22 protein-coding genes are annotated in these 25,396 nt (G+C 52.3%); 11 read left to right on the top strand and 11 right to left on the bottom strand.

All coding sequences use genetic code 11. The annotated features are described in order from the left end of the window. The 5 genes from CPA45_RS22995 to CPA45_RS15645 form a co-directional block, all read left to right on the top strand. Positions 1 to 233, top strand: a 233-nt coding sequence (locus tag CPA45_RS22995; protein ID WP_208858528.1) for a hypothetical protein, incomplete at its 5' end; no start/stop codon positions are given. A 57-nt stretch (positions 234 to 290) separates the two neighbouring features. Next, positions 291 to 944, top strand: a complete 654-nt coding sequence (gene adk, locus CPA45_RS15660) for an adenylate kinase (protein ID WP_096653058.1) — start codon at positions 291 to 293, stop codon at positions 942 to 944. A 143-nt stretch (positions 945 to 1,087) separates the two neighbouring features. After that, the gene (gene tsaB / locus CPA45_RS15655) at positions 1,088 to 1,786 is read left to right on the top strand and encodes a tRNA (adenosine(37)-N6)-threonylcarbamoyltransferase complex dimerization subunit type 1 TsaB (RefSeq protein WP_096653076.1); all 699 of its coding nucleotides are present in this window, start codon (positions 1,088 to 1,090) and stop codon (positions 1,784 to 1,786) included. Next, positions 1,783 to 2,493 (top strand): class I SAM-dependent methyltransferase, encoded by a 711-nt coding sequence (locus CPA45_RS15650; protein ID WP_096653056.1) that lies wholly within the window; start codon positions 1,783 to 1,785, stop codon positions 2,491 to 2,493. The genes tsaB and CPA45_RS15650 overlap by 4 nt, the downstream gene beginning before the upstream one ends. Before the next feature lie 65 nt (positions 2,494 to 2,558). Continuing rightward, on the top strand, positions 2,559 to 3,695 hold the full coding sequence (locus CPA45_RS15645; protein ID WP_096653054.1) for a phospholipase D-like domain-containing protein: 1,137 nt from the start codon (positions 2,559 to 2,561) through the stop codon (positions 3,693 to 3,695). 55 nt (positions 3,696 to 3,750) lie between these two features. On the opposite strand, the gene CPA45_RS15640 is transcribed toward CPA45_RS15645, so the two are convergent. After that, positions 3,751 to 4,425, bottom strand: coding sequence for a YecA/YgfB family protein (locus tag CPA45_RS15640; protein ID WP_096653052.1), 675 nt, complete (start codon positions 4,423 to 4,425; stop codon positions 3,751 to 3,753). A gap of 91 nt (positions 4,426 to 4,516) precedes the next feature. Here CPA45_RS15640 and CPA45_RS15635 point away from each other — a divergent pair, with 91 nt between their 5' ends. From CPA45_RS15635 to CPA45_RS15625, 3 genes are all read left to right on the top strand, one after another. Continuing rightward, positions 4,517 to 5,065 carry a SprT family zinc-dependent metalloprotease gene (locus tag CPA45_RS15635; protein ID WP_096653050.1) on the top strand — a complete coding sequence of 183 codons (549 nt, stop codon included), beginning with the start codon at positions 4,517 to 4,519 and terminating at the stop codon, positions 5,063 to 5,065. A 169-nt stretch (positions 5,066 to 5,234) separates the two neighbouring features. Next, on the top strand, positions 5,235 to 7,184 hold the full coding sequence (gene acs / locus CPA45_RS15630) for an acetate--CoA ligase (protein ID WP_096653048.1): 1,950 nt from the start codon (positions 5,235 to 5,237) through the stop codon (positions 7,182 to 7,184). A 273-nt stretch (positions 7,185 to 7,457) separates the two neighbouring features. Then, positions 7,458 to 8,120: a response regulator gene (locus CPA45_RS15625; protein ID WP_078086325.1), complete on the top strand. Its 663-nt coding sequence runs from the start codon at positions 7,458 to 7,460 to the stop codon at positions 8,118 to 8,120. Positions 8,121 to 8,196: 76 nt separating this feature from the next. Here the strand turns inward: CPA45_RS15625 and CPA45_RS15620 are convergent, their stop codons facing one another. From CPA45_RS15620 to CPA45_RS15605, 4 genes are all read right to left on the bottom strand, one after another. Further along, complete coding sequence (locus CPA45_RS15620; RefSeq protein WP_096653046.1) at positions 8,197 to 12,138, bottom strand: hybrid sensor histidine kinase/response regulator; 3,942 nt, start codon at positions 12,136 to 12,138, stop codon at positions 8,197 to 8,199. Positions 12,139 to 12,213: 75 nt separating this feature from the next. Continuing rightward, the gene (locus CPA45_RS15615) at positions 12,214 to 12,744 is read right to left on the bottom strand and encodes a hypothetical protein (protein ID WP_096653044.1); all 531 of its coding nucleotides are present in this window, start codon (positions 12,742 to 12,744) and stop codon (positions 12,214 to 12,216) included. Positions 12,745 to 12,850: 106 nt separating this feature from the next. After that, on the bottom strand, positions 12,851 to 14,632 hold the full coding sequence (locus tag CPA45_RS15610; protein WP_096653042.1) for a sodium:solute symporter family protein: 1,782 nt from the start codon (positions 14,630 to 14,632) through the stop codon (positions 12,851 to 12,853). Positions 14,633 to 14,638: 6 nt separating this feature from the next. Next, positions 14,639 to 14,899, bottom strand: a complete 261-nt coding sequence (locus CPA45_RS15605; protein ID WP_096653040.1) for a DUF4212 domain-containing protein — start codon at positions 14,897 to 14,899, stop codon at positions 14,639 to 14,641. 660 nt (positions 14,900 to 15,559) lie between these two features. On the opposite strand from CPA45_RS15605, the gene CPA45_RS15600 reads away from it, so the two are divergent. The 3 genes from CPA45_RS15600 (at position 15,560) to ttcA (ending at position 19,037) form a co-directional block, all read left to right on the top strand. Then, a complete protein-coding gene (locus CPA45_RS15600) occupies positions 15,560 to 17,377 on the top strand; it encodes a putative nucleotidyltransferase substrate binding domain-containing protein (protein WP_096653038.1) in 1,818 nt (605 codons plus the stop codon). A gap of 5 nt (positions 17,378 to 17,382) precedes the next feature. After that, positions 17,383 to 18,024: a 3'-5' exonuclease family protein gene (locus CPA45_RS15595; RefSeq protein WP_096653074.1), complete on the top strand. Its 642-nt coding sequence runs from the start codon at positions 17,383 to 17,385 to the stop codon at positions 18,022 to 18,024. A gap of 101 nt (positions 18,025 to 18,125) precedes the next feature. Then, positions 18,126 to 19,037, top strand: coding sequence for a tRNA 2-thiocytidine(32) synthetase TtcA (gene ttcA, locus CPA45_RS15590; protein ID WP_096653036.1), 912 nt, complete (start codon positions 18,126 to 18,128; stop codon positions 19,035 to 19,037). Here the strand turns inward: ttcA and fnr are convergent. The 6 genes from fnr to CPA45_RS15560 form a co-directional block, all read right to left on the bottom strand. After that, on the bottom strand, positions 19,024 to 19,776 hold the full coding sequence (gene fnr, locus CPA45_RS15585; RefSeq protein ID WP_096653034.1) for a fumarate/nitrate reduction transcriptional regulator Fnr: 753 nt from the start codon (positions 19,774 to 19,776) through the stop codon (positions 19,024 to 19,026). The two genes, ttcA and fnr, sit on opposite strands and share 14 nt — an antisense overlap. Positions 19,777 to 19,834: 58 nt before the next feature. Then, on the bottom strand, positions 19,835 to 21,262 hold the full coding sequence (gene hemN / locus CPA45_RS15580) for an oxygen-independent coproporphyrinogen III oxidase (RefSeq protein ID WP_096653032.1): 1,428 nt from the start codon (positions 21,260 to 21,262) through the stop codon (positions 19,835 to 19,837). 203 nt (positions 21,263 to 21,465) lie between these two features. Continuing rightward, positions 21,466 to 22,161: a sulfite exporter TauE/SafE family protein gene (locus tag CPA45_RS15575; protein WP_096653030.1), complete on the bottom strand. Its 696-nt coding sequence runs from the start codon at positions 22,159 to 22,161 to the stop codon at positions 21,466 to 21,468. Beyond that, positions 22,158 to 22,385 carry a cbb3-type cytochrome oxidase assembly protein CcoS gene (gene ccoS / locus CPA45_RS15570; protein ID WP_096653028.1) on the bottom strand — a complete coding sequence of 76 codons (228 nt, stop codon included), beginning with the start codon at positions 22,383 to 22,385 and terminating at the stop codon, positions 22,158 to 22,160. The genes CPA45_RS15575 and ccoS overlap by 4 nt, the downstream gene beginning before the upstream one ends. Further along, positions 22,382 to 24,874 carry a heavy metal translocating P-type ATPase gene (locus CPA45_RS15565; protein WP_096653026.1) on the bottom strand — a complete coding sequence of 831 codons (2,493 nt, stop codon included), beginning with the start codon at positions 24,872 to 24,874 and terminating at the stop codon, positions 22,382 to 22,384. The genes ccoS and CPA45_RS15565 overlap by 4 nt, the downstream gene beginning before the upstream one ends. Continuing rightward, positions 24,871 to 25,392, bottom strand: coding sequence for a FixH family protein (locus CPA45_RS15560; RefSeq protein WP_096653024.1), 522 nt, complete (start codon positions 25,390 to 25,392; stop codon positions 24,871 to 24,873). Before CPA45_RS15560 ends, CPA45_RS15565 begins: the two co-directional genes overlap by 4 nt. Positions 25,393 to 25,396: the final 4 nt, after the last annotated feature.

The following is a 25,396-nucleotide window of genomic DNA, read 5'->3' as shown; positions in this document are numbered from 1 at the left end:
GATATCCGTCGTTTACTGCTGTAAGCATTGTTGGAGCAAGCCACAAGCGGCGCCCTTTTAGGGCGCCGCTTGTGTTTATGGCAGGCATAAATTGCCAAAATAAGGGTGACCAAAGTACAAGGAGTCGTCACTTTGCTGTTTTCACTCAAAAAAACGCTAAAAAATCGTGTTCTCAGGCTTTTGGGGAGTTGTGTCGCCTGAACGGCACGGTTATTGTCAATTCATCGACTTAGCTTGTTGCTAGCATTCAGATACTTTCATTCAAAAACGATTATTCAAGGAGCAATGCCATGCGTTTAATCCTGTTGGGTGCCCCCGGCGCGGGGAAGGGGACTCAAGCTCAGTTTATTTGTGAGCAGTTTAAGATTCCCCAGATTTCCACCGGGGATATGCTGCGCGCGGCAATTAAGGATGGCACTGAGCTTGGCCTCAAAGTAAAAGAGATTATGAATAGTGGCGGATTAGTGTCGGATGAGATCATTATTGATCTGGTAAAAGAGCGGATTGGCCAGCCTGACTGCGCGAACGGCTTTCTATTCGATGGCTTTCCCCGCACCATTCCCCAAGCGGATGCAATGAAAGAGGGGGGCGTGAAACTTGATCACGTGCTGGAGATCGCCGTGCCTGACGAGGAGATTGTTAGCCGCTTGGCTGGTCGGCGTGTGCATCCAGCATCGGGCCGGGTGTATCACGTCGAGCACAACCCACCTAAAGAGCCTGGTATTGATGATGTGACGGGCGAAACGCTGATTCAGCGTGAGGACGATCAAGAGTCCACCGTGCGTAATCGACTGTCGGTGTACCACGACCAGACCGCCCCGTTAGTTGAGTACTATCAGCAGTGGGCCAAGGAGGATCCTCAAGCCGCTCCTGAATACCACCGAGTGGAAGGTGTGGGTAGTGTTGCCGACATTACCCGCCAAGTAAAAGAAGCGCTTAACTAAGCGGCTTCTTGCTCAGGAATAATCACTCGATGGCCCGCCTTGTGCGGGTCATCGCGGTTTGGGTGGTGCACGGGGTATAAGATGCATGGGTGCAAGATGCACAGGTATAATAAATGTCTATTTCTACTGGGTGCGAAACGGCTATGTCATCACTCCTTCTTGCGCTGGACGCTTCATCTAGCGCCTGCTCAGCAGCGCTGCTACGCCAACAGGGAACGCAGCGTGAGTGCCTAGCGCGCTTTGAATTAACGCCGCGGGCTCATACTCGTCGACTGATGCCCATGGTGGATGAAGTTTTAGCGGAAGCGCAGGTTTCTCCCCAACAGCTTGATGCGATAGCGTTTGGACGCGGCCCCGGATCGTTCACCGGCCTACGTATTGCCGCCGGGGCTGCTCAGGGCTTGGCATTTGGCTTGGGTTGCCCCCTTATCGGCGTTTCGACGCTGGAAGCGCTGGCATTACAGGCCCATCGCCGCTACCACTTTCGCCACCTTGTTACAGCACTTGATGCACGCATGGGTGAAATCTACGTAGCTACTTGGCACTGCTTAAACGATGGCGTAAGCCGACAGAGTGATGAGGCGGTATTGGCACCTGCTGGACTGCGTTTACCACCAGAAGAGCTCGATTGGGTAGGCGTTGGGTCAGGTTTTAGCCTTTGGGAACAGTTCAGTGCTGATGTCCAGGCAAGTATGTCCCAACACCTTGTCGACCTTGAGCCAAGAGCAGAAGAGATGGCTTGGCTGGCAATGCGCGATCTAGAAGCAGGGCTGGGGCAGGCAGCCCATGAGGCGCAGCCAGTTTATCTACGCAATGACGTGGCTTGGAAAAAGCCCGCATGAGCCAGATAGTGCCCCCTGATATGCTGCCGCCAGGTTTGACCCTTGGCTATGTGAATGGCCAGCTAGCACTTGTTGGCGATGAGCGTCAGTATGGCAAGCCGCTAAGTGTGGACTTTGCCGCGGGCAAAGCTGCCCATCGCCGCCAGTTTGGCGGTGGCCGGGGCCAGCTAGTTGCTAAAGCCTGTGGGTTGACCAAAGGGGTAACGCCTAGCGTCGTGGATGCTACCGCAGGGCTAGGGCGTGATGCCTTTGTACTGGCAAGCTTAGGCGCATCTGTGCTGCTTATTGAACGGGTGGCAGCCATTGCGGCACTGCTTCAAGATGGGCTCGTTAGAGCCGCGCAATCGGAAGACATCGCACATATTGCTGCGCGTATGGCGCTTTGCCACGGTGATGCTGCTGATCAGTTAGCAGTGCTAGTGGCGGGAGCGGCCTTCGACCCACAGGTCATCCACCTTGACCCAATGTTCCCTCATCGCGAAAAATCAGCGCTGGTGAAAAAAGAGATGCGCTTGTTTCGTGAGTTGGCCGGTGACGATAATGATGCTCCACGGCTGCTTGAAGCAGCGCTTGATGTGGCTACGCATCGCGTTGTTGTTAAAAGGCCTCGCAAGGCGCCGCCCATTGAAGGGCCTGCCCCACAGCATACCCTTGAGGGTAAAACGAGCCGCTATGACCTCTACGTCCATCGGTCATTGACCCGCTGAGCGTTATTAATTACCTCGAGGATTAACCCCTCGGGAATTAAGCACTCTGGAAATAAGGAACCTCTATGCAGCATGAGTGGCGAGAAGGGAATCGCGTTACCCTGTTGCCGGAAGCATCCCGTTTTCTACCTGCCATGTTTGATGCGGTACAACATGCTCAACACTATGTGCTGGTTGAACTCTATCTTATGGAGTCGGGCAGGCTCGCTGATAAAGTGTGTGAGGTGCTTATTGACGCTGCCAAGCGAGGGGTAAAGGTTTATCTATTGCTGGATGGCTATGGTGCCATGGGCTTGGGGCGCGAGGAGCGTTCCCGTTTGCAGCGAGCTGGCATTCAGTTACGTTTTTTCAACCCTATTGGCTTTCATTCACTGGCGCGTAACTTAAGTCGTGACCACCGTAAAATTGTCGTAGTAGACGGCGATGTTGCCTTTACCGGTGGTTTTGGTGCGGTAGATGATTTCTTGAGCGCTTGGTATGAAATTGCGGTGCGCATGGAAGGCCCGGTAGTGGCTGATTGGGAAAAGCTATTTCGTCGCCTATGGCGCTCACGCTTAACCCGCGCGGAAAAGGAGCATTCAACACAGCGTCACGATAATAAGGAAATGCTGGTTGACCAACGGTTTCCTAAGCGCTATCCAGACGGCGTGCCAGGGCGCGTAATGTCGGCTAGGGGGTATCGCTACCAGGCGATACGGCACTCGCTGTATGGGCGCGTCAGCCAGGCCAGCGAACGGCTGTGGCTCTGTACCCCTTATTTTGTACCTACCTTTTCGTTGCGCCGTAGGCTTGCCCGTGCTGCTCGCCGAGGGATTGATGTGCGCCTGTTGCTGCCAGGTAGCGAGCATGACCACCCAGGCGTTCGCTACGCCGGGCAGCGTTACTATCAAGGTCTGCTTAAAGCCGGGGTGCGTATCTATGAGTTTCAGCCAACGTTTATTCATGCCAAGTTTGTGTTGGTAGATAACTGGGTCAGCATTGGGTCATGCAACTTTGACCATTGGAACCTGCACTGGAACCTCGAAGCTAATCAGGAGATCGAGTCTAGTGTGGTGGCGGATGATATCCGGGCGCTATTTGAGCGTAATTTTGCTGTCAGCCAAGAGGTGGATGCCGCTGCATGGGCCGCGCGCCCCTGGGGGCAGCGCGCTAAGGAGTGGGTGTACGGCATGCTGAATGCCATTGTTACTCGCCTTAAATAGCTTACTTTTTAAATGGCTTACTATTTTGGAATAGCTTACTTTTTAGAATCGCTTCTTACTTGCGCTTTTTACCTTTAGCCGGGGTTTTCTTGCGTGGCTTTGGTTTAGGAGTTTCTGGCGGCACACGGTAGTGTAGGTAAAGGTCAAGTACCAGCTCGGGCAGTTGGGCGACTAGCATCTCCTGGTTAGCTTGATCTTTAGCCATTTCTGCCATGTCAGGCTCATCATCGAATAGCCCTGAGAGCAGCATGAAAGGTAGCAGAAGGGTGGCAGCGGCTTCTTCATCATCCTGGAACCAAGCGCTCTCATCACTGAAGACGCCCTCCATGAAGCCTGCGCACCAGTCGCCAATAGGGGTCTCTTCTGAGGGCAGCCCATCAAGTGTTAATTCAAAAGGTAGCTCTGGCAGGCCACCCTGTTCCAACACCGCCACAGCGTTATCTCTCAGCAGTGTCAATAAGTGGGTAATTTCGTCGCGCTCAGCGTCATCTTGATAAGCTGGCTCGCCTTGAAACAGCTCTGTGAGCCACTGAGTGGACGGCAACTCACTTGGCGCAACGGCCAAGGCGACTAAGAAACCATGGGCAGAAATGAGATCGAGCGCATCTTCACCCACCTGTTCAGAATCTAAAAAGTCATCTAGCCTGTCCAGTTGCTCATCCTCAAGCAGTGGCTGAGGCGGGGTATTGTCGGGCGAAGTTGCTGTGGGCATGTTATTGCGCTCTGCCATGATGAGCCTCGTATTAAAAAGTCATCTTTGAGGAACCGATGCTGATCGGTAACAATCGTTAGTAACACCATTAACGGCTAGTTTATCACTAATGAAGACTTCACCACTGCCTCCGTGGCCTCTAGAACAGCTGGCGGCTTTATCTGTCGCTGCCCTGCAGTGTGCCGCGCAAACACGCGTGACGGAAGCGCTTGAGCGGTGCCGAGAAGTGTACCCTGAGCTGCCGACACCAAAGGTGTGGTTTGACTTGAAAGGGGCTTCTGCGGGGCAAGCCCACTTGGGGCGCGGCGGTCTGCGGTTCAATCCAGTGCTATTAGAGGCGAATCGCAGTGCCTTTTTTGACGAAGTCATCCCCCATGAAATGGCGCATTGGCTAGTGTTTCATTTAAAGAATGGCCCGCGCTTGAAACCCCATGGGCGTGAATGGCAATCGGTAATGCGGGATCTATTTGGTTTACAGCCAAGCGTGACTCACCGTTTTGATATTCAACAGTCTCAGTCTCGACCTTATCATTATAAGTGCCATTGCCAATCTCACTATTTTACCGCTAGACGTCACTCTTTAGTGGTAAAGGGGCGCCGTTATCGCTGCCGTTATTGTGATCAGACCTTGGTCTACACTGCTTTGGTTAAACCTTAAAACAAAAATAAGATATTGTTTTTTATAAAAAAAATCTTAATACCAATGTCTAAGAGGAAGCCGGCTCGGGTAGGTTTATGCTAGGTAAATATTAAACAGGTCGGTGCACCTAATAATAATGCCGGCGCCATTTTCCAGAGAGAGCATTTTCACGGACAGAGGCAATTTCATGAGCGAACATAAAAACGTCTATCCAGTACGCGATAGCATCGCCGCCAGTGCGTGGGCAGATAAAGATAAATATAGCGCTATGTATCAACAGTCGCTGGAAGATCCAGACAGCTTTTGGGCTGAACAGGCCAAACGGCTCGACTGGATTAAAGCACCCACCAAGATAAAAAACACCTCTTTCGCACGTGATAATGTTGATATCCGCTGGTTTGAAGATGGCCAGCTTAATGTCAGTGCTAACTGCCTTGACCGCCATTTAGAAAAGCGTGGTGATCAAACGGCAATTATTTGGGAAGGCGATAATCCCGAAGATTCGAAGCATATTAGCTACCGTGAGCTATACGAGCGCACTAACCAGTTGGCGAACGGACTTAAATCGCTCGGTATTAAAAAAGGCGATACCGTTACACTATATATGCCGATGATCCCTGAGGCAGCGATGGCGATGCTGGCTTGTGCCCGCATCGGTGCCGTTCACTCTGTTGTATTTGGTGGTTTCTCGCCGGATGCCGTTGCTCAGAGGGTAATTGGTGCTGACTCCAAGTTGGTTATTACCGCCGATGAATCGGTACGTGGTGGTAAGCATGTGCCACTGAAAGAGAACGTTGATTCTGCACTGACGCGTAACGGCACTGATGTGTGCAAGAATGTGCTGGTAGTGAAGCGTACTGGCGGTGATATTGAGTGGCAGGAAGGTCGCGATATCTGGTTTGACGAATTAGTCGACAAGCAGTCAACCGAGTGCCCTGCAGAAGCCATGGGTGCTGAAGATCCACTGTTTATTCTGTATACCTCCGGTTCTACCGGTGCGCCGAAAGGTTTGAAGCATACAACCGGTGGCTACCTTACCTACGCGGCCATGACGCATCAATATATCTTTGACTACCAAGAAGGTGAGATCTATTGGTGCACGGCGGATGTTGGTTGGGTAACCGGGCATAGCTATATTGTCTATGGTCCGCTTGCCAATGGTGCCACTACGCTGATGTTTGAAGGGGTGCCAAGCTATCCGACCCATGGTCGTATGGGTGAAATTGTCGATAAACATCAGGTTAATATCCTTTACACTGCTCCTACTGCCGTACGTGCCTTGATGGCCCATGGCGATAATGTGATGGATTCTAGCAAGCGTGATTCGTTGCGTTTACTAGGCTCGGTAGGTGAGCCAATCAACCCGGAAGCCTGGGAGTGGTTCTATCGAGTTATTGGTAACGAGAACTGCCCCATCGTGGATACGTGGTGGCAAACCGAAACCGGTGGCATCATGATTGCGCCGTTGCCTGGTGCTACTGATCTCAAACCAGGCTCGGCCACCGTGCCCTTTTTTGGGGTGAAGCCAGCGCTGGTGGATAACGAAGGCCATGAAATGGAAGGTGCCACCGAAGGTAACCTGGTGATCCTTGAGTCCTGGCCAGGCCAAGCGCGCTCGATCTGGGGCGATCACGAACGTTTTGTGCAAACCTATTTCTCTACCTATGATGGGATGTACTTTACCGGTGATGGCTGCCGTCGTGATGAAGATGGCTACTACTGGATTACTGGCCGCGTAGATGATGTGCTCAATGTCTCCGGCCACCGTATGGGTACCGCTGAAATTGAGTCGTCTTTAGTGGCGCACCCGTCAGTGGCAGAAGCGGCGGTAGTGGGCTTCCCGCATGATATAAAAGGACAGGGTATCTACATTTATGTGACGCTGAGCGATGGTATCGACCCCACCGATGAACTGAAGAAAGAACTTACTCAGTGGGTACGTAAGGATATAGGTCCTATTGCCTCGCCAGATGTCATTCAGTGGGCACCAGGCCTGCCTAAGACACGTTCAGGTAAAATTATGCGCCGTATCTTGCGCAAGATTGCAGCCAATGAGTGTGACGGTTTAGGGGATACCAGTACCTTGGCAGACCCGTCTGTAGTTGATGAGTTGATTGAGCATCGCGCTAATCAGTAGTTCAGCACACCCCTTGCGGCTAGCCGCGGGGGGATATTTTTTAAATGGTGAGACGAAGCGTTTGCTATGCTGTATCAGTCGCATCGCGCTAATTTATTGGAGTGCCGGCCGTGGAGCCGGCACTGCCGTTTTTGCTCAACTGACAGTTAGATGACAAATTGTGCATGTGATGCTTGGGCATGATGAAGCCCATGGGGTACCATGCTTCAACCGTAAGAGCCTAGCGTCGCGGCGGCAGACAACCCCGCTGCTCGAGGAACCGGAGGAATATCCATGGCAGTAGCCCATAAGTTTATCGTCGCTGACGACCATCCGCTGTTTCGTGCAGCACTCACCCAGGCGTTGCGCCAGCTGGCCCCCCAGGCTGAGATTGTCGAAGCCGACACCATGGAGGCCACTAATGAAGTCGTTAACCGCCATCCTGATGCAGATTTAATTCTGCTGGATTTACACATGCCGGGTGCCCATGGCTTCTCAGGCTTGATCCAGTTGCGCGGACAGATGCCTGATATTCCGGTCGCTGTTGTATCGGGAAGTGATGAGCCCTACGTGGTGCGTCGTGCCATTGACTACGGCGCATCAGGATTTATCCCTAAATCTTCCTCTCTACAGCTGATTGCAGAGGCCGTGGGAGAAATTTTGCAGGGTGAAGTATGGCTACCTGAAGCACTCGCCAATGTGTTGGAGGAGACGAGCGAAGAAGAGTCGCGTTTTGCCGAAGCGATTGCTTCACTAACGCCTCAACAGTTTCGCGTACTCAATATGTTGACCGAAGGCTTGTTGAATAAACAAATCGCCTATGAACTGAGCGTATCTGAAGCGACAATTAAGGCCCACGTCACTGCTATTTTGCGCAAGCTGGGCGTGCATTCCCGCACCCAGGCGGTCATTGCTGCGCAAAAACTGGAAGTGGACCCTCCTAAAGTCGAGTCATAAGCTCGATAAGACAAGCCGCTCAGCGCCGCGTTTATAGCAATATAAGCGCGGCGCTGTCGTTTAAAGGCCCTTGTGCTTACCCAGCAGCACGGCTAGCTTGGAGTGTACGTGTTAATAGGGCGCGTAGCGCTGCGGGCTTCACCGGCTTCAAAAGCAATTGATAGCCCGCTCGTTTTATCTCTTCTGCTACGGCCTCGGTGCGGTCGGCGGTAATCACAATACCCGGCACCGCCGTTGTCAGCCGTTCACTAAGTGCCTCAAGCGCCATCAGGCCCGTCACTTCGTTATCTAGATGATAATCCGCTAATATCGCATCAGGGTCACCGTCCATATTACGCAGGATCGATTTGGCACCGCCAATGCTGGTTGCGGTGAATACTTCGCATCCCCAGCCACTGAGCATAGCGGTCATACCTTCAAGAATTAGCGTTTCGTTATCGATACATACAATCCGAGTGCCTGCTAGCTTATTGCCGCCACGGCGACCCTGAGGCTCTTGGTCGGTTGGAGTAATCTCACGTGCCGCTACAATAGGCACGCTAACGGCAAAAACTGTGCCTACTCCTACCCAAGAGCGTACTTTGATAGGGTGGTCAAGCACGCGACTCATACGGTCGGCAATGGAAAGCCCTAGGCCTAACCCTTTTTCGCTCTCTTTATGGCGTGAGACCTGATCCAGTCGACGAAACTCTTGGAAGATTTCTGTCAATTTAGACTCTGGAATGCCAGGGCCGCTGTCCCATACCTCTATCGAGAGATGGTCTCCGCGGCGGCGGCAGCCCATCAATACGCGACCTTCCTGGGTATAGCGAATGGCGTTAGAGAGGAAGTTTTGCACAATTCGACGCAGCATTTGTGGGTCAGAGTCGACCCACTGCTGGGTCGGAACGACATTGAGATCCAAGCCGCGATCATCCGCCATCACTTCAAACTCAGCACGCAGCGGGCGGAAAATATCTGCTAGGGCAAAGTGACTGCGTCGGGGGGTTAGGGCGCCGGCATCCAGCTTTGAAATGTCCAGTAGGGTGCCAAGCAGCTCTTCAGCGGCCTGTAAGGAGTTGTCGATATGTCCAATGGTGCGCTGAGTGTCGCTGGTAGTGACATTTTGCATCAAGGCCGAGGTAAACAAGCGTGCGGCATTCAGCGGCTGCAGTAGGTCGTGGCTGGCTGCGGCCAAAAAGCGTGTTTTTGAAGCGTTGGCATCTTCGGCTAGCTGTTTAGCCTGACGTAATGCTTGCTCGGCTTCAGCGCGTACACGGTTTTCCTGACGTAGTGCCGCATTCGCTTCAGACAGCGCTTGGGTGCGTTCGCGCACTCGCTCTTCAAGGGTTTCGTTGGTCTCTTTCAGCGCAATCTCAGCCTGTCGGCGTTCAGTAATATCCTGATAAAGCGCAAAAAAGCCAAGGATTGACTGGCTATCGCCAAAATGGGGCGTGTAGGTGACCAACATATAGCGCATTGCAGCGTTAACGCGCATCGAGACCTCAAAACTAACCCGCTCTCCTGCCAGTGCCCGCTTCATCCAAGGTAGGCGCTCTTCGGCCTGCTTAACGGGTAAAACATCTTCGTAGCGTCGTCCAATCACCGCATTACGGTCGATGCTAAATGCCTGTTCATAGGCGCGGTTGGTAAATAGGTAGCGGCACTCTTTGTCAAAGTAGGCGATGAGTGCTGGTACGTTATCGGTGTAAATACGGATATTGTTTTCAGAACGTATTAGCGCCTCTTCAATGCGCTTTTGTTGTGTGATGTCCTGATAGGTGTATACAAAGCCGCCACCAGGCATCGGGTTGCCCTGGACCTCAAGTACGCTACCATCCTGGCGATAGCGTACGTAGCGGTGGGGGTGACCGTCGCGAATATTATCCAGCAGTAGCTGAACGTGTTCTTCGGGGTCTCCTGGGCCGTACTCGCCGTTATGAGCGTTATAGCGGAAGATGCGATCCATTGGCGCGCCCACGCGAATCAAATGGTCAGGGAAGCGGAATAGCTCCAAATAGCGTTGGTTCCACACCACTAACCTGAGGTTCTGATCAACAACGCTGATACCTTGATTGATATTCTCAATAGTGGCCTGCAGCAGTGCGCGGTTAAACTCCAGCACTTGGGAGGCTTCGTCAACGATTGAGATGACATCGGAAATGCCAATTCCGCGCCCTTGCAGCGCTGAGTTCACCACGATGCGTGCCGAGGAGGCGCCTAGTACCGAGGCTAAAAAGCGCTCAGTAAACTGGATGACGTCAATAGATGCTCGAGTGCCGTTCTCCATGGGCTTGCCGGTTCGAAGAGCATAATCTTCAAAGGCGCGATCGACTTGGTTAGCGCCGAGAAAGCGCTCACAGAGCACCTTTAAGTCGCCCACTGTCGTAGCGCCTGTCCAGGGCCGGTTAACTGAGGTTTGGCGAGTTTCGACGCTATCGACAAACAGTGAGGCTTGAATACGCTCGACTACGCGCTGAGAGGTGATTTGCGAAACAAAAATGTAGCAGAATAAATTGATGCCTAGTGAGAGCATAACCCCATGGGTAAAAGTGTCGCCGAGGTTTAGGCCAAAGAGTGTCGTGGGCGATAGCCAGGCAAGCCCTAAGGGACCGCCTGTTAGCCATTCGTGGGGTAGCACGCCAGCGTTGATCATGGCTGGCATGAGCAGGCTGTAGGCCCAAATGGCAAAGCCTGCGTTCATCCCAACAATCACGCCTAAGCGGTTACCGCGTTTCCAGTACAGCCCACCAATCAGTGCCGGTGCAAACTGAGCAGCGGCTGCAAAAGAGAGCATGCCGATAGAGGCCAGTGAGGTGAACTCGCCTATTAGCTGATAAAAGCCGTATGCCATGGCCAGCACGGCCACAATGGTAAGGCGTCGTGCGCGTAGTACTAGGCGGCCATAGTCGCGGGCTTTGGTATCAAACCAGCGCAACCTGAACAGGGCGGGGATGACAATCTCATTGGAGATCATGATGGAAACAGCTACCGCAGCAACGATCACCATGCCCGTGGCGGCGGAAAATCCACCAATAAACGTCAGTAGTGTTAGCCACTCATGCCCTGATGCCATGGAAAGCGCAAGCACGTAAGTATCAGGCTCCACCCCACTATCTGAGAAAAGCAGCAGGCCAGCAGCGGCCAGTGGTATCACGAAAAACGCAATGGCGAGCAAATAGAGTGGAAACAGCCAGCGTGCTTTGGAGGCATCATCAGGGTGGATATTCTCCACAACCGCTACATGAAACTGCCGCGGTAAACAGAGAATTGCCAGCATAGCGAGTAGGGTTTGGGCCCAAAAGCTTTGACCAAAATCCTGGTTGGCTAGCTGACGCTGAAGCTCTAGCTGGCTTTCGGCATGGGCCATCAGCTCACTTAATCCACCAAACATGCCCCATGTTACAAATGCGCCTAGTACAAGAAATGCCGCGAGTTTTACCAACGACTCAAAAGCTACCGCATGAATAAGCCCCTCATGGTGTTCCGTCGCATCGGTATGGCGTGTGCCAAACAGAATAGCGAAAATCGCCATCACGATGGCCACGTAAAAAGCAGTATCGCCAAAGAGTGGCGTGTGGGTCATGTCCTGTGCGTCAGTCAGCACGCTAAAAGAGGTGGAAACGGCTTTAAGCTGCAACGCGATGTAGGGCAGGGTGCCAATGAGTGCGACTAAGCTGGCGAAAGCAGCCAGTGACTGGGTTTTACCGTAGCGAGAGGCAATAAAGTCGGCAATCGAAGTAACGTTTTGATGTTTGGCAACACGAATCATCTTGGCCAGCACTGGCCAAAACAGTAGAAATGTTAGAATTGGGCCGACAAAAATGCTGGCAAATGACCAGCCAGCCGTCGCCGCTTGGCCCACTGCACCGTAAAACGTCCAGGAGGTGCAATAAATGGCCAGCGCTAGACTGTAGATAATGGGTCGACGACGACTAGCGCCATGGGTGCGGGCACGACGGTCCCCGTACCACGCAATCCCAAACAGAATCGCAATATACAGTAGTGATACTGCGACCAGCAGCCCGCCATGAAACATAGTGTCTCCCCATGTTGAGTGCTTCGCCTAGCCTACGACGTAGATAAAGAGAGCTATTCTAGGCGAAGGAGGGGGTTACGTCTGCTGTTCAGCGGCGAGTTGGCAAACAGTTGTTAAAAGTGGTGAGGTTTCGCGCAGCCTGCGCAGCTGGTTTAGCTCCGCTGCACCGGTATCAGGGTGCAAGGGGACTAGCTCTCGGCTTGTGCAGTTCAGCACGTAAGGCTGTGTGGTCACAATATCGATATGGTGCCGCTCAAATTGATAGAGAATAAATTCAGCAATCACTGCGCCCTCGCTAGTCGTTGCACGCACATTATCGCTGTCGATGACACTAAACTTGGTTGTCATGGGAAAAGCGAATGTCCAGGGGCGCCAAACGGCACTAGAGGTGTCACTGGAAATAACGGTCGCGGTCTCAGGTAACTGTTCCTGCTTGTGTTCAAACCAAGAGTACTCCACCTGAACTTGGTAGCCTAGCATGCCCAAGCCGCCGCATACGGGCACAATCCATTTAGGAAGCCGCTTACGGCTAAGTGTTCTAAGTAGTAAGCCAATACCTGCGGCGGCAAGCCCTGCAAATATGGCGGCAACGAGATGCCAGATCATAAAATATCCCTTCTAAAAGCCATCGGGCTTCCCTGAGGAAGCCCGATGGTAAGCTATCATTCCACGTGTCTATTGGCAGTATGCATATAGAGGGAATGATTATGGCTTAGTGATCAACTGCTACACCAGCACCTTTCGGGTAGCGGACGCTTTCCACCAAGTCTTGAATCTCTTGGGGAGGCTCTTCCGTTACGCTAGAGACAGCAAACGCAACCGCGAAGTTGATCATCGCACCTACAGCACCGAAGGAGAGTGGCGAGATGCCCAAGATCCAGTTGTCAGGCGTGTTAGCCAGCATATTGGTGCCTGGAATAAACAGCCAACCCAGGTAGGTGAAGATGTACAGCAGTGTGGACACCAAGCCTGCCAGCATACCAGCGATGGCACCTTTACTATTCATGCGCTTAGAGAAGATACCCATCATCAGCGCTGGGAACAGCGAGGCACCTGCGATACCGAAGGCCAGTGCTACGGTTTGTGCTGCAAACCCTGGTGGGTTAAGCCCCAGGTAGGTTGCTAGTAGAATAGCGCCACCCATGGAAATACGCGCCGCGAGCATTTCTCCTTTCTCGGAGATCTTCGGATTGATCATGGTTTTGATCAAGTCATGGCTAATCGCTGACGAAATCGCAAGCAGTAGACCGGCTGCTGTTGATAGAGCCGCAGCGATACCGCCTGCTGCAATTAGGCCGATTACCCAGCCAGGAAGATTGGCAATTTCGGGGTTGGCGAGTACCAGGATGTCGTTGTTAACTTCAAGTTCGTTACCCTCCCAACCAAGATCTGAGAAATCAGCAGCATTGTTGTAGAACTGAATGCGGCCATCGTTGTTCAGATCATTATGGGTGATTAAGCCGGTGTCTTCCCAGGTGCGGAACCACTCAGGACGGTCCTCATAGAAAATCGGGTTGCTTAAGGCTTCTTCATAATTCTCGACTTGACCAGACATCTCCGGATAAATCGTAGTGATCAGATTAAGGCGAGCCATAGAGCCAACCGCCGGTGCAGTTAGGTATAGCAGCGCAATGAATACCAGTGCCCAACCAGCAGACCAGCGTGCGTCAGCAACTTTTGGTACGGTAAAGAAGCGGATAATAACGTGAGGCAGACCCGCAGTACCGACCATCAGAGACAGGGTGAACAGCACCATGTTGAGTTTGTTATCCACATCGGCTGTGTAGTCCTGGAACCCTAATGCGTTAACGACTTCATCTAGCTTGGCCAAAAGAGGGACGCCAGACTCCGTATGTGTACTAAACATGCCGAACATCGGAATCGGGTTGCCAGTTAGCTGCATCGCAATGAAAACTGCCGGAATGGTATAGGCAATAATCAGTACTACGTACTGTGCAACCTGGGTATAGGTGATGCCTTTCATACCACCAAAAACGGCATACAGGAATACGATTAGCGCCGCAATCCAGATACCCCAGGTGTTGCTGACTTCCAAGAAGCGAGAGAATGCAACACCAGCACCGGTCATTTGGCCGATAACGTACGTCACCGAGGCCACGATTAAGCAGACAATCGCCACAAAGCGGGCGGTGTTGCTGTAGAAGCGGTCACCAATGAAGTCAGGCACGGTGAACTTGCCGAACTTACGTAGGTAAGGGGCAAGCAACATTGCCAGAATAACGTAACCGCCTGTCCAGCCCATCAAGAAGCTAGAGTTTGCATAACCGCCAGAGGCCAGTAGACCCGCCATGGAAATAAACGATGCTGCTGACATCCAGTCGGCGGCTGTCGCCATGCCATTCGTAATTGGATGAACACCACCACCGGCGACGTAGAAGTCTTTTGTGGAGCCCGCACGCGCCCATATCGCAATGCCGATATAGAGCGCAAAGGAAGCGCCGACAAATAGTAAATTGATTGCAAATTGGCTCATGCTGGCTTACTCCCCAAGGCCAAATTTTTCATCAAGCTTGTTCATTCTCCAGGCATAGAAGAAGATCAGCACGATAAAGGTGAGGATGGAGCCCTGTTGGGCAAACCAGAAGCCCAGGTCAGTCCCTCCAACCAGTATGCCCGCCAGCAATGGGCGAAAAAGAATAGCGCATCCGTAAGATACAAACGCCCATACAGCTAGGCATCCGAATATCAAGCGAACGTTGGCTTTCCAGTATGCAGCAGCATTGGTTTTGTCGTCTGCCATTGTGTTGCTCTCCACTTGTGATTTTTAGGGTTGGAAAGTGAACTCAAAGTAGCGTGTGATTCATCAGGGCAACCTTACGTGGAACTTGCTCTGTGTTTCCTAGTATTCGAGCTTCAAAGCGACATGTTGGCCAGCCAGGCACATCAGCACGTTATTTTTGTAGCGTTAATCTTCTTTTAAGCGCTTACCAGAAGTCGCCATGTTGGGAAACGTTAAGCAAGCTTTTGGGGCCCCTGGTAACGCATTGAGTTAGTCAACGGGTTAGCCAGTTTGATTACCCCTCCAGATTCACTATTAATACTGGTCAATAAATCAAAAAAATAAATCCCAGACTTTGGTATCAGATTACTTTGACAAGATTATTGTAAACAGTTTTATACGCGGAAATGCTTATTTTTTCTAGTTTTTTTTATTTTTTTTGTCGATAATGAAAGAGTGATAGGACGATAGTCTATAGCTCGCTTAAAAGTAATGTTTGCTACGTTTAACAAAGGTCCTTTTAGTGTCTTGTTAGTAAGCGTAGGCAATACTTTGGTCGTTAATAAAACGTCGATTCGACGTTAGCTTTATAGCGAAAAGTATAATAAGTAGCATTGGTAAGTTTTATTCGGTCGGCTTGTATAGGCAGCCTATTTATATAGCCGTAAAGTGAGGTCGCGCATGGTAGAGGTTGAACTGTCCCAGCTGCCATTTACGCTGCTGGATGAAGAGGGGCGTGATCATGTGCGCCGCGGGGTAGACTTGGCTTACTTTGACCGAGATGAAATTATTTTAGAAACCGGTCAGGCCGGTGAGTGCGTATTCCTGATTCATAAAGGCGAAGTGGCAGAGCTTGATACTACTTTGCCAGCTTCTAGCGCACGCATTGGTCACTACACTGCAGGTGATTTGTTCGGTGCTATTAGTATCTTAAATGGGAAGAGCCGCTACCGCTTCCAGGCCGAGCAGGAGTGCTTGTGCTACATCATGCCTAAAGCACTGTTTATACAGCTATGCCGCCACTACCCTGAGTTCGAGAGTTTTTTCAAACAGTCACTTTCGCACAAAACACGTTTGCTGACAGAAAAACGCGCTGAAGGTGGCGTGACCATGGCTGGTTTTATGCTGGCTAAGGTGAGTGAGTGCATGCGTGAGCCGTTATTGATGGACGCATCGGCTGATATTGCCAGTGCGGTTAAGCAGCTTAATGACAGCCACGCTGATAGCTTGCTGGTCAACACCCAGGGAAAGTATGGCATGGTCACCAAAACGGACCTGCTAAATGGATTAGTGCTTGGTGACTGTAGCAACGCAACGCCCGTCGAGGCGGTTGCCCATTACTCGTTGGTTACCGTGACGCCTAATCAATACTTATTTGAAGCTTTGGTGTTAATGACACGTCATAAGGTTGCTCGGGTAGTGGTAATGGAGCAAGAACTGCTCAAAGGAGTTGTTGAGCTGACCGATGTGCTGAGCTATTTCTCCAGCCGTAGTTATGTGGTCAGTCTTCAAGTTGAGCAGGCGAATAGTCTTGAAGCATTGGCGGCTGCCAGCCAACGTACCCCAGAGTTGGTAAAAGCATTAATGGCCCAGGGGGTAAAACTGCGCTTTGCGATGGATCTTTTGGCTGCACTCAATGGGCGCATTATAAGTAAAGCCTGGTCATTTACCGTTGATGAAACTCATCATAGCGATAGCTGCATGATGGTGATGGGGAGCGAAGGCAGGGGGGAGCAAATTCTTAAAACAGACCAGGATAATGGCCTGATTTTAGCTGATGACAGCCAATGGCCTGATGTGGCCGAGCAAATGCAGGCCCTTACACAGACATTGATTCGATTGGGCTACCCGCCATGCCCCGGCAATATTATGGTGTCTAACCCGGAGTGGGTTGGAAGTGTCTCACAATGGAAGCGAAATATTGTGAAGTGGGTCAGTGCCCGTGATGGCGATAGCTTGATGAAGCTGGCTATTCTTCTGGATGCCCACGCGGTTGCAGGTAATCCAGCGTTACTGGAGAGCGTTAGGGAAGAGCTTTTCGAGCGCTGTTCCCGTGATGAGCTATTGCTCTCTTACTTTGCTAGAACAGCGCTACGTTTTTCGACACCGTTGACACTGTTTGGCTCGCTGAAAAAGCCCCAGCACGGCATCGATATTAAAAAAGGCGGCATTTTTCCGATTGTTCATGGTGTGCGCACCATGGCGCTTGAGAGACGGATCAAAGCGACGTCAACGCTTGATCGCTTGGACGCCTTAGCGGCTGATGGCCGATTAGACCGGCGCTTTGCTGATGATTTGGGAGAAGCGCTGGCGCTATTTACCGAACTGCGTTTGAAACAGCAGCTTCAAGAGCTAGATACAGCGATTGATAAGCGCACTAACCGGGTTGTTGTTCAGGAGTTGTCATCCCTTGAGCGGGATTTGCTACGTGAAGCTATGCACATTGTTAAAGACTTCAAACAACGCCTTTCACATCGTTATCATCTGGAGTATTCGTGAGCGGCATGCGACTGTTAGATCGGCACGTGGCGCTATTCAGCGGCTCGTTGCGCACCCTTCTACAGCGGGAAAGCGACCGCCGTCGGTGTGCCGGCTCTCCTTACGCTTGGTTATTCCAGCCCTATATGGGCGAAGAATTAGTGGCGCTGGCCTGTCATGCCTCAGATGATGCCCAGCCGGTAATTAGCGTAGCTGCGGTGGTGCTTGACCAGCATCATGTACAAACCAGCCGAGCCTGGGTTGCCACAATCGCCAACACCCAAAGCGCCAATGCTACAACACTGCGTCGACATCACTGCCTCTATGGTACGTCAGTCGCTTTGGCTCCCAGTGCAGAAAACCTTGGTACGCTGGCGGAGTTTATTGGTAACCGGCCTTTAATAGGGTGGCAATTAGACCGTTCACTCGACCGACTCAATGCACTGTTTAAAAAGGGGCTGGGTTTTGGCTTGCCTAACGCCCAGGTGGATGTTGCCAAGCTTCATCAGCGCCAGCTACGACGTTTGCACCCGCAGGTAGATATAGATAGCCGCATTGGCGATGCGCTCGACCGCTGGCAGCTGCCAACGCTGAGTGGCCATAGTGTGTTAGGTGAGTCCACGGCTAGCGCTCTGCTGTATCTCCGTTTGCAGCGGGAGGCTGAATAGCTTGCCTAGTAGCCGCTAATCTGCTGGGTTTATGTTGGGGGGAGCTAGCGAGTGTTGTTAGAATAGCGGTCGCTCTTTCTACCATCGGCAGTGCTTATACCATGCAATCTCCTGACTATTTGGACCCCTTGACGGCAGCTATCACGCCAGCGGCTAGCCTTAAGGCCGCGCCAGAAGCGCCTGACGCAAAACAGAAGCGTGAATTCAACAAGTTGCAAAAACGGCTACGCCGCGAGGTAGGTAACGCGATCATCGATTACCAAATGATTGGTGAGGGTGATCGAGTGATGGTATGCCTGTCTGGTGGTAAAGATAGCTACACAATGCTTGAGATTTTGCGCAACCTACAGCGTAACGCACCGGTTAATTTTTCGTTGGTCGCGGTTAATTTAGATCAAAAGCAGCCAGGTTTCCCCGAGCATGTACTACCTCGGTATTTGGATAAGCTGGGGGTGGAGTACCATATTCTGGAGCGTGATACTTACTCAGTGGTGAAGGAGAAGACCCCAGAAGGTAAGACGACCTGCGCACTCTGCTCGCGGCTGAGAAGAGGGTCGCTATACGGGTTTGCAGAGGAGATTGGCGCGACTAAGATTGCCTTGGGTCATCACCGGGAAGATATTCTGGAAACGCTGTTTCTCAATATGTTCTTTGGCGGATCATTAAAAGCTATGCCGCCTAAGCTACTGTCAGATGATGGTAAAAATGTTGTGATTCGCCCCCTTGCCTACTGCAAAGAGGCGGATATCGCTGAGTTCTCGCGGCTAATGGAATTTCCTATTATTCCCTGCAACTTGTGCGGCTCACAGCCTAATCTCCAGCGCCAGGTCGTTAAAGATATGCTGGCTGAGTGGGATAAGAAACACCCAGGGCGGTTGGAAAGCATGTTTAAAGCCGTCACTAATGTCGCCCCCTCCCAGCTAGCTGACCGACAGTTATTCGATTTTGAGAACCTGGAAGCCAAGCAAGCGGCTATGTTGGCCGGGCGTATTCAGGCGCTCAGCGTGGAGTAACGGCCTGCTCTTCCTCTTCGGCCAAGGTGATTAAGCGCGGCATATCGAGAATGTTAATTTCTCGGCCTGATACGGCAACGACTTCTTGTTGCTGGAAACGGCTAAGAATACGGCTGACAGTCTCTACGGCGAGGCCAAGGTAGTTCCCCAGATCGGCGCGGGACATGGAGAGCCGGAAGCTAAAGGGGGAGTATCCGCGGCGACGGAAGCGGTCTGATAGTGTGATCAAGAAGCTCGCTAGCCGCTGGTCGGCGGTTTTGCGTGATAATAGTCTCATCATGCGCCGGTCGTCCTTCAGCTCTTTGCTCATGCTCCGGTAGAGTTGTCCCCGTAGCTCGGGCAGCTCTTCGGAAAGGGTATCAAGGCGATCAAAGGGGATTTCACAGACGGTGGTGGTTTCTAGCGCAATAACGCTACCTGGGTAGTAACTTTCATCAATCCCATCCAGGCCCACCAACTCGCTAGGCAGATAGAAGTTAGTTAGCTGGTCATTGCCATTACCTTCGCTGGTCGTTTGCTTAAGACTGCCCGAGCGAACTGCGTACACGCTGGTAAAGAGGTCACCCTGACGAAAGAGGGGTTCACCCTTTTTCAGTGGGGCTCGACGGCGAATAATGGCATCGAACTGTCCCATGTCCTCGAGCTCAAGGGCCAGCGGCAGACACAACGAACTAAGACTGCAAGTTTGGCAGCGAGCTTCTTGCAGCAGTGAACGCCGTTGGCTAGCTTGTTGAGGCATGTCAGTCTCCCTTGGTCATTAGCCATCATAGGCGCTAGGCATTAGCACCTCAAGAAGGTTACATAATCTTTGAATAACGCTGTGCCGATTGGCTTGGCAAATGAGCATCGAATGCCATGGCGAGATGGCGAATAAGTAAGCGGCCCGTGGGGGTGGCAGTCAGGGAGAGGCCGTCACGTACTAGTAAACCATCCTGCTCTGCAGCGCGAAGCTGCTCAAGAACAGCAGAAAAATAGTCCGTGGCGTTAATTTCCCAACGCTGACCAATGGCCGCTAAATCAATTTGCATATCGCACATCAGACGTTCAATGACATCTCGGCGTATTAGGTCATCCTGATTTAAACGCAATCCTTTCACTGTTGCTAGCCTACCTTGATCTAAAGCAGCCTCAAAGTGTGCAAGAGAGGTTGGGTTTTGCGCATAAACATCATCTACACGCGAAATTGCTGAAACACCTAGCCCGATAAGATCGCACTGAGCATGGCTAGAGTAACCTTGGAAGTTACGCTGCAAGGAGCCATTGCGCTGGGCAATCGCTAAGCTGTCATCCGGGCGGGCAAAATGATCCATGCCAATATGGATATAGCCTGCGCTGGTCAGCATTTCAATAGTGGTATGCAGGATGGCAAGTTTCTCATCAGCGCTCGGCAGGTCCTGCTCGTTAATACGCCTTTGAGGCGCAAAGCGGCTTGGCATATGAGCATAGTTAAACACTGATAGGCGAGCGGGGTTAAGCTCTATTACCTGGCTTAGCGTATCAGCAAAGCTCTTTTCGGTTTGAAAAGGTAGCCCGTAAATCAAATCGAGATTTAGCGAGCGGAAACCGAGCCGGTGTGCCTCTTCCATTAAGGTTTCGGTGAGTACCCGGGGCTGAATCCGGTTAATGGCTTTTTGTACCTGAGGATTTAAATCCTGTACCCCAAGGCTAAGCCGGTTAAAGCCTAGCGACTGTAAGTGGCGTAGGGTGAAAACATCCGCTTCCCGTGGGTCAATTTCAATTGCGTAATCACGCTCTGGTGCCATGGATAGACCAAAGCGTGCGTCTAGCCTATCCACCAGGTCGCTCATTTGAGCCAATGATAGAAACGTTGGTGTTCCGCCGCCCCAGTGCAGTTGTTGCACTGGTCGCTGGGTGTCCAGGTGTCGAGCGGTTAGCACCATCTCTCGGTCTAAGCGGGAAAGATAAGGTTCCGCCAGCCCTGTGTTTTTGGTGGCAATTTTATTGCAGGCGCAGTAAAAACAGATTTTTCGACAAAACGGTACGTGCACGTAAAGCGATAGTGGTCGCTGGTGCTGATTGCTGCGCTCAAGTGCTTGAGTAAAGTCATCGGCGGTAAACTGATCATGAAAAGCGAGCGCAGTTGGGTAAGAAGTGTAGCGTGGACCGCTTGTATCGTATCGACGTATCAGCGCTTCATCCCAGGCGGTGGCCGAATGCGCTGCATGTGTAGGGTGTGGAATGGCAGCAGTGGCGCGTGCGGGCATGGAAGGCGCTCCCTGTTTTAAGAGACTAGGTTTTAAGAGACTTGGTTTTAAGAGACTAAGTTTGCAAAGCCAACGTTTAAAAGCCAGGCCGAATGTACGGTGTTAAACCGATAGGAGCAGGCTTAATACGAGACTGAATGCTAGAGCAAGCGCATATTGAAAGCGTTGAGCTGAATCAAGTTATTCGCGTGACAGAGAGAAGTCTAATGAGCGGTGTGGCCAATCAGAGACCATAATTGCCAAACAGCAAAGCCGATGATGGTAATGGCGGCGATACTGCGGGTAGCTGGGTGACGAATCAACTGGCTAAACTGTTGGGCAGCCAAGCCGGTAGCAAGCAGTGCTGGCAGGGTGCCTAGGCCGAAGGCACCCATTAGCATGGCGCCTTGATATGGATCGGCGATGGCCAGGCTCCAGGCTAGCATGGAGTAGACCAGGCCGCAGGGGAGCCAGCCCCACAATGCGCCAAGGGTAAAGGCCTGGGGGATATGCACAACGGGCATCAAACGTCGCCCCAGCGGCTCTATATAGCGCCATAGGTGGCGGCCAATAGCTTCGACCTTAAGCAGCCCTTTCCACCAGTTGGCGATATACAGTGCCATTAAAATCAGCATTAACGCAGCAAAGGTCTGTAGCAGGACGCGCGCGGTTGGTGAAAGTGAAATTAACGTACCCAGTGCTGCCACTAGAGCGCCTGCGACCATATAGCTAAGTATACGACCCAGGTTATAGCTGAGTAGTAGGCCACCCATGCGCGCTGGGTGTCGCATGCTAGGTGGCACGGCGAATGTCAGTGCGCTCATAATGCCACCACACATGCCAATACAGTGAGCCCCTCCCATCAAGCCAAATACAAAGGCTGCCATGACAGGCGGTAGATCTAGTCCTGTTGGGTTCACGGCGGTGGCTCTGACTTATGAGAATCCGCCTTTTTGCCGGCGGCTTTTTTACGCTCTGCGCGCTGCTCTTTGGTTAGGTCGTTCTCATCGTCATCAAACAAAACGCGGTGGGCAGGGCCTTCCAGGTCGTCAAACTGGTCATGCTTAACTGCCCAAAAAAATGCCCACACCGCTAAGCCAAGCAAAATAAGAGAAAGAGGGATAAGTAGGTATAGGATGGTCATGCGTTCACCGGAGGGGCAGTAGCTGCCAGTGTGGGAGTCTGGGTACGCCAGCGAGAAAGGCGTAGTGCATTACCTACCACTACCAGAGAACTAAGCGACATGCCAATAGCTGCAAGCCATGGTGGTACTAATCCCATGGCTGCCAGTGGCAGTGCTGAAAAGTTGTAGCATACCGACCACAGCATATTTTGACGCATGATTTTGCGGGTGGCCTGAGAAATATCAATGGCATCATAGATCCGCATCAAACGTGGGCTGAGTAGTACGGCATCTGCTCGCGTGCGGGCTAAATCGGTGGCGCCGTTCATGGCGATGGCAACATCAGCCCCGGCTAAAACAGGCACATCATTGATGCCGTCGCCAATCATCACCACACACTCGCCCTGAGCTTGTAGCTCGCGTAAGCGTTCAAGCTTGCCTTCAGGCGATTTCCCCGCATGCCAAGTAGTGATGTTGAGCTGTTGAGCCAGGCTCTCTACCGCCTCTTGCGTATCCCCGGAGAGCAGTTCAACCACTAAGCCACGAGCCTGTAGGGCTGCCACCGTCTGCGCTGCATCATCACGAATGCCGTCATGCAGCTTAAACCATGCACGTGGTTGGCTGTCTTCGCTAAGCAGTAACCACTGCCCTGTACTTGGCGGCACCATAGCGGTTGTAGTGGCAAAGTCAGGTTTACCTAAGCGCCATGTGGCACCATTTAGTGTGCCCTCTAAACCAGAGCCGGTGTAGCTTTGCACATGGCGGGCTTGTAGCGTTGCATCGCGAAATGGTCGAAATGCCCGGGCAATGGGGTGCTCTGAATGGGCTTCCAGGGCAGCAGCGATGGCTTGTGCGCGTTCGCTGCTTAGCTCAGGTAGGTGCCCAGGGATAGCCACGGTTTGTATCAGGTGCATTTCGCCCCGGGTCAGCGTACCTGTTTTATCGAAAATAACTCGGGTAACGTTAGACAGTGACTCCATGGCATCGGCGCGGGTAATGAGTACACCGCGCTGGCGCAGTTGCCCATGTCCTGCCGTCAATGCCGTGGGAGTCGCCAGGGCCAGCGCGCAGGGGCAGGTAACGACCAGTACCGATAGCATTATCCATAGCACCCTTGAAGGGTCGATGAACCACCAGGCCACGGTAACGCAGACCGTGACCAGCAGCAGGCGCAGTACAAACAAATGAGCCATGCGGGCTGCCATTTGGGCTAGTCTTGGGCGGCTAGCAAAAGCACGATCGGTTAAATCCACGATGCCCGCTACCCGTGCTTCACCCCCCGCATGAGTGACGGTGACGATCAGCGGATTTTCCATGTTTTGGCTGCCACCGGTTACGCTATCGCCAATACGCCGCGTAACCGGCAAGTACTCACCGGTCAACATCGACTCGTCTAAGCTGGATTCACCTTCCTCAATAATACCGTCGGCAGGCACGCCGTGACCGGGCTTAATCAGTATTCGATCGCCTGCCTGAAGCTCACTAGCAGGCAGAATGCGTTCGCTGCCGTCAGCTTCAAGGCGGGTAGCGGATACCGGTAAAACACCGCTTAAGGCGTTACCGCTATGGCCACTGCGTCGTCTGGCACGGCCTTCTACGTAGCGGCCAAACAGCAGGAAAAAAGTGAACATGGCTACCGAGTCGTAATATACCTCGCCAACATTAAAGAGCACGGCGTAGCTACTGGCTAAATAGGCACCGCCAATGGCGAGAGATACCGGTACATCCATGCCCAGCACGCCGGTTTTAAGATCACGCAGCGCATTGCGGAAAAAGGGCTGTGCTGAGAAAAGTACGACTGGCGTCGCCAGTGCAAATGAGAGCCAGTGGAAAAGTGCGTAAAAATCCGCGCTGATTTCCCCTGGGCCAGCGACATAAATAGGGATAGAGAACATCATCACTTGCATCATGCCCACTGCGGCCACGATCAAGCGACGGACGTTCATCCGCTCCTCGTGCTGCAGGCGTGCTTGAGCTTGATCAGGTTCGTAGGGCTGAGCATCGTAACCAATCGCCGCTAGTTCAGCGAACAGCTGCGACAGTTGGACAACCTTTGGGTCCCAACTCACGCGAAGGCGGTGGTGGGTTAAATTAACCGCGCTTGATACAACGCCTTCAAGGGCATTTAAGCGGTGTTCAATTAGCCAGGCGCAGGCAGCGCAGGTGATGCCTTCTACGGCTAGTGTGGCCCTGACAAACCCTTCATCACCATCAGCGTGTACGAACTGCGCCTGTAGGCCAGGATCATCAAACACTGACCATGTTTCAGCTTTGGCAGCTTGCCGCTCATCGGGGCGTTCGGGGAGTTCGGTGCGGTAGCGGTAGTAGCTTTCCAGGCCGCCGTCCACAATAGCGTGAGCCACCGCCTCGCAGCCAGGGCAGCAAAGCGGGTGGTGGGTCTCATCCAGGATGATCTGCCACGGCGCCCCGGCGGGCACCGGGTTGCCACAGTGATAACAGCTAGGAGTCGTACTAGAAGTAGTACTAGGAGTAGTAACAGTAGTGCTCATTCGCTTGCAGAACGCCCTCCGGGCAGTAGGGCAATGCTATTTTCGTCAGGAAAGCGAGCTTCGCCGATCAATCGCCAGTCGGCATTGGTCAGTTGTGGCTGAATCTGGATATACCAGCGATAGCGTAGGTTGTCCGGCCCTTGCGCAATATAGCGGCCATCCCGTACGTGCTCTAAGACAAACTCTTGGTCTCGATCATCCTGGGTTGGGAAGATAAGCATCATGTACAGCTTGTCTGGCCGGTCATCTCCTGACAGATCAATCACAATATCACTGGTCAGCGGGTCAATTCGCAGCTCGGCTGAAAGATTAAGCTCATTGGCACGCTCCTGTTTGGCAAGAATCATGTTAATGGCCTTGCCATGCTCATAGTAATCTTCCTGCACCACCATGCCGTCTGCTGTTTTGATCGATAGAACAGCAAAGGTGGAGCTAACCACGATTGAAGTGAACAGTAAGCCAAGTAAAAACCAAGGCCAAAACTGCTTATACCAGGGTGTCACGTCAGTGGCAGGCATTATG

The sequence above is a fragment of the Vreelandella nigrificans genome, assembly GCF_002374315.1.
In the GTDB taxonomy this organism is placed as follows: domain Bacteria; phylum Pseudomonadota; class Gammaproteobacteria; order Pseudomonadales; family Halomonadaceae; genus Vreelandella; species Vreelandella nigrificans.
This window is presented reverse-complemented; position numbering and strand designations above follow the sequence as displayed.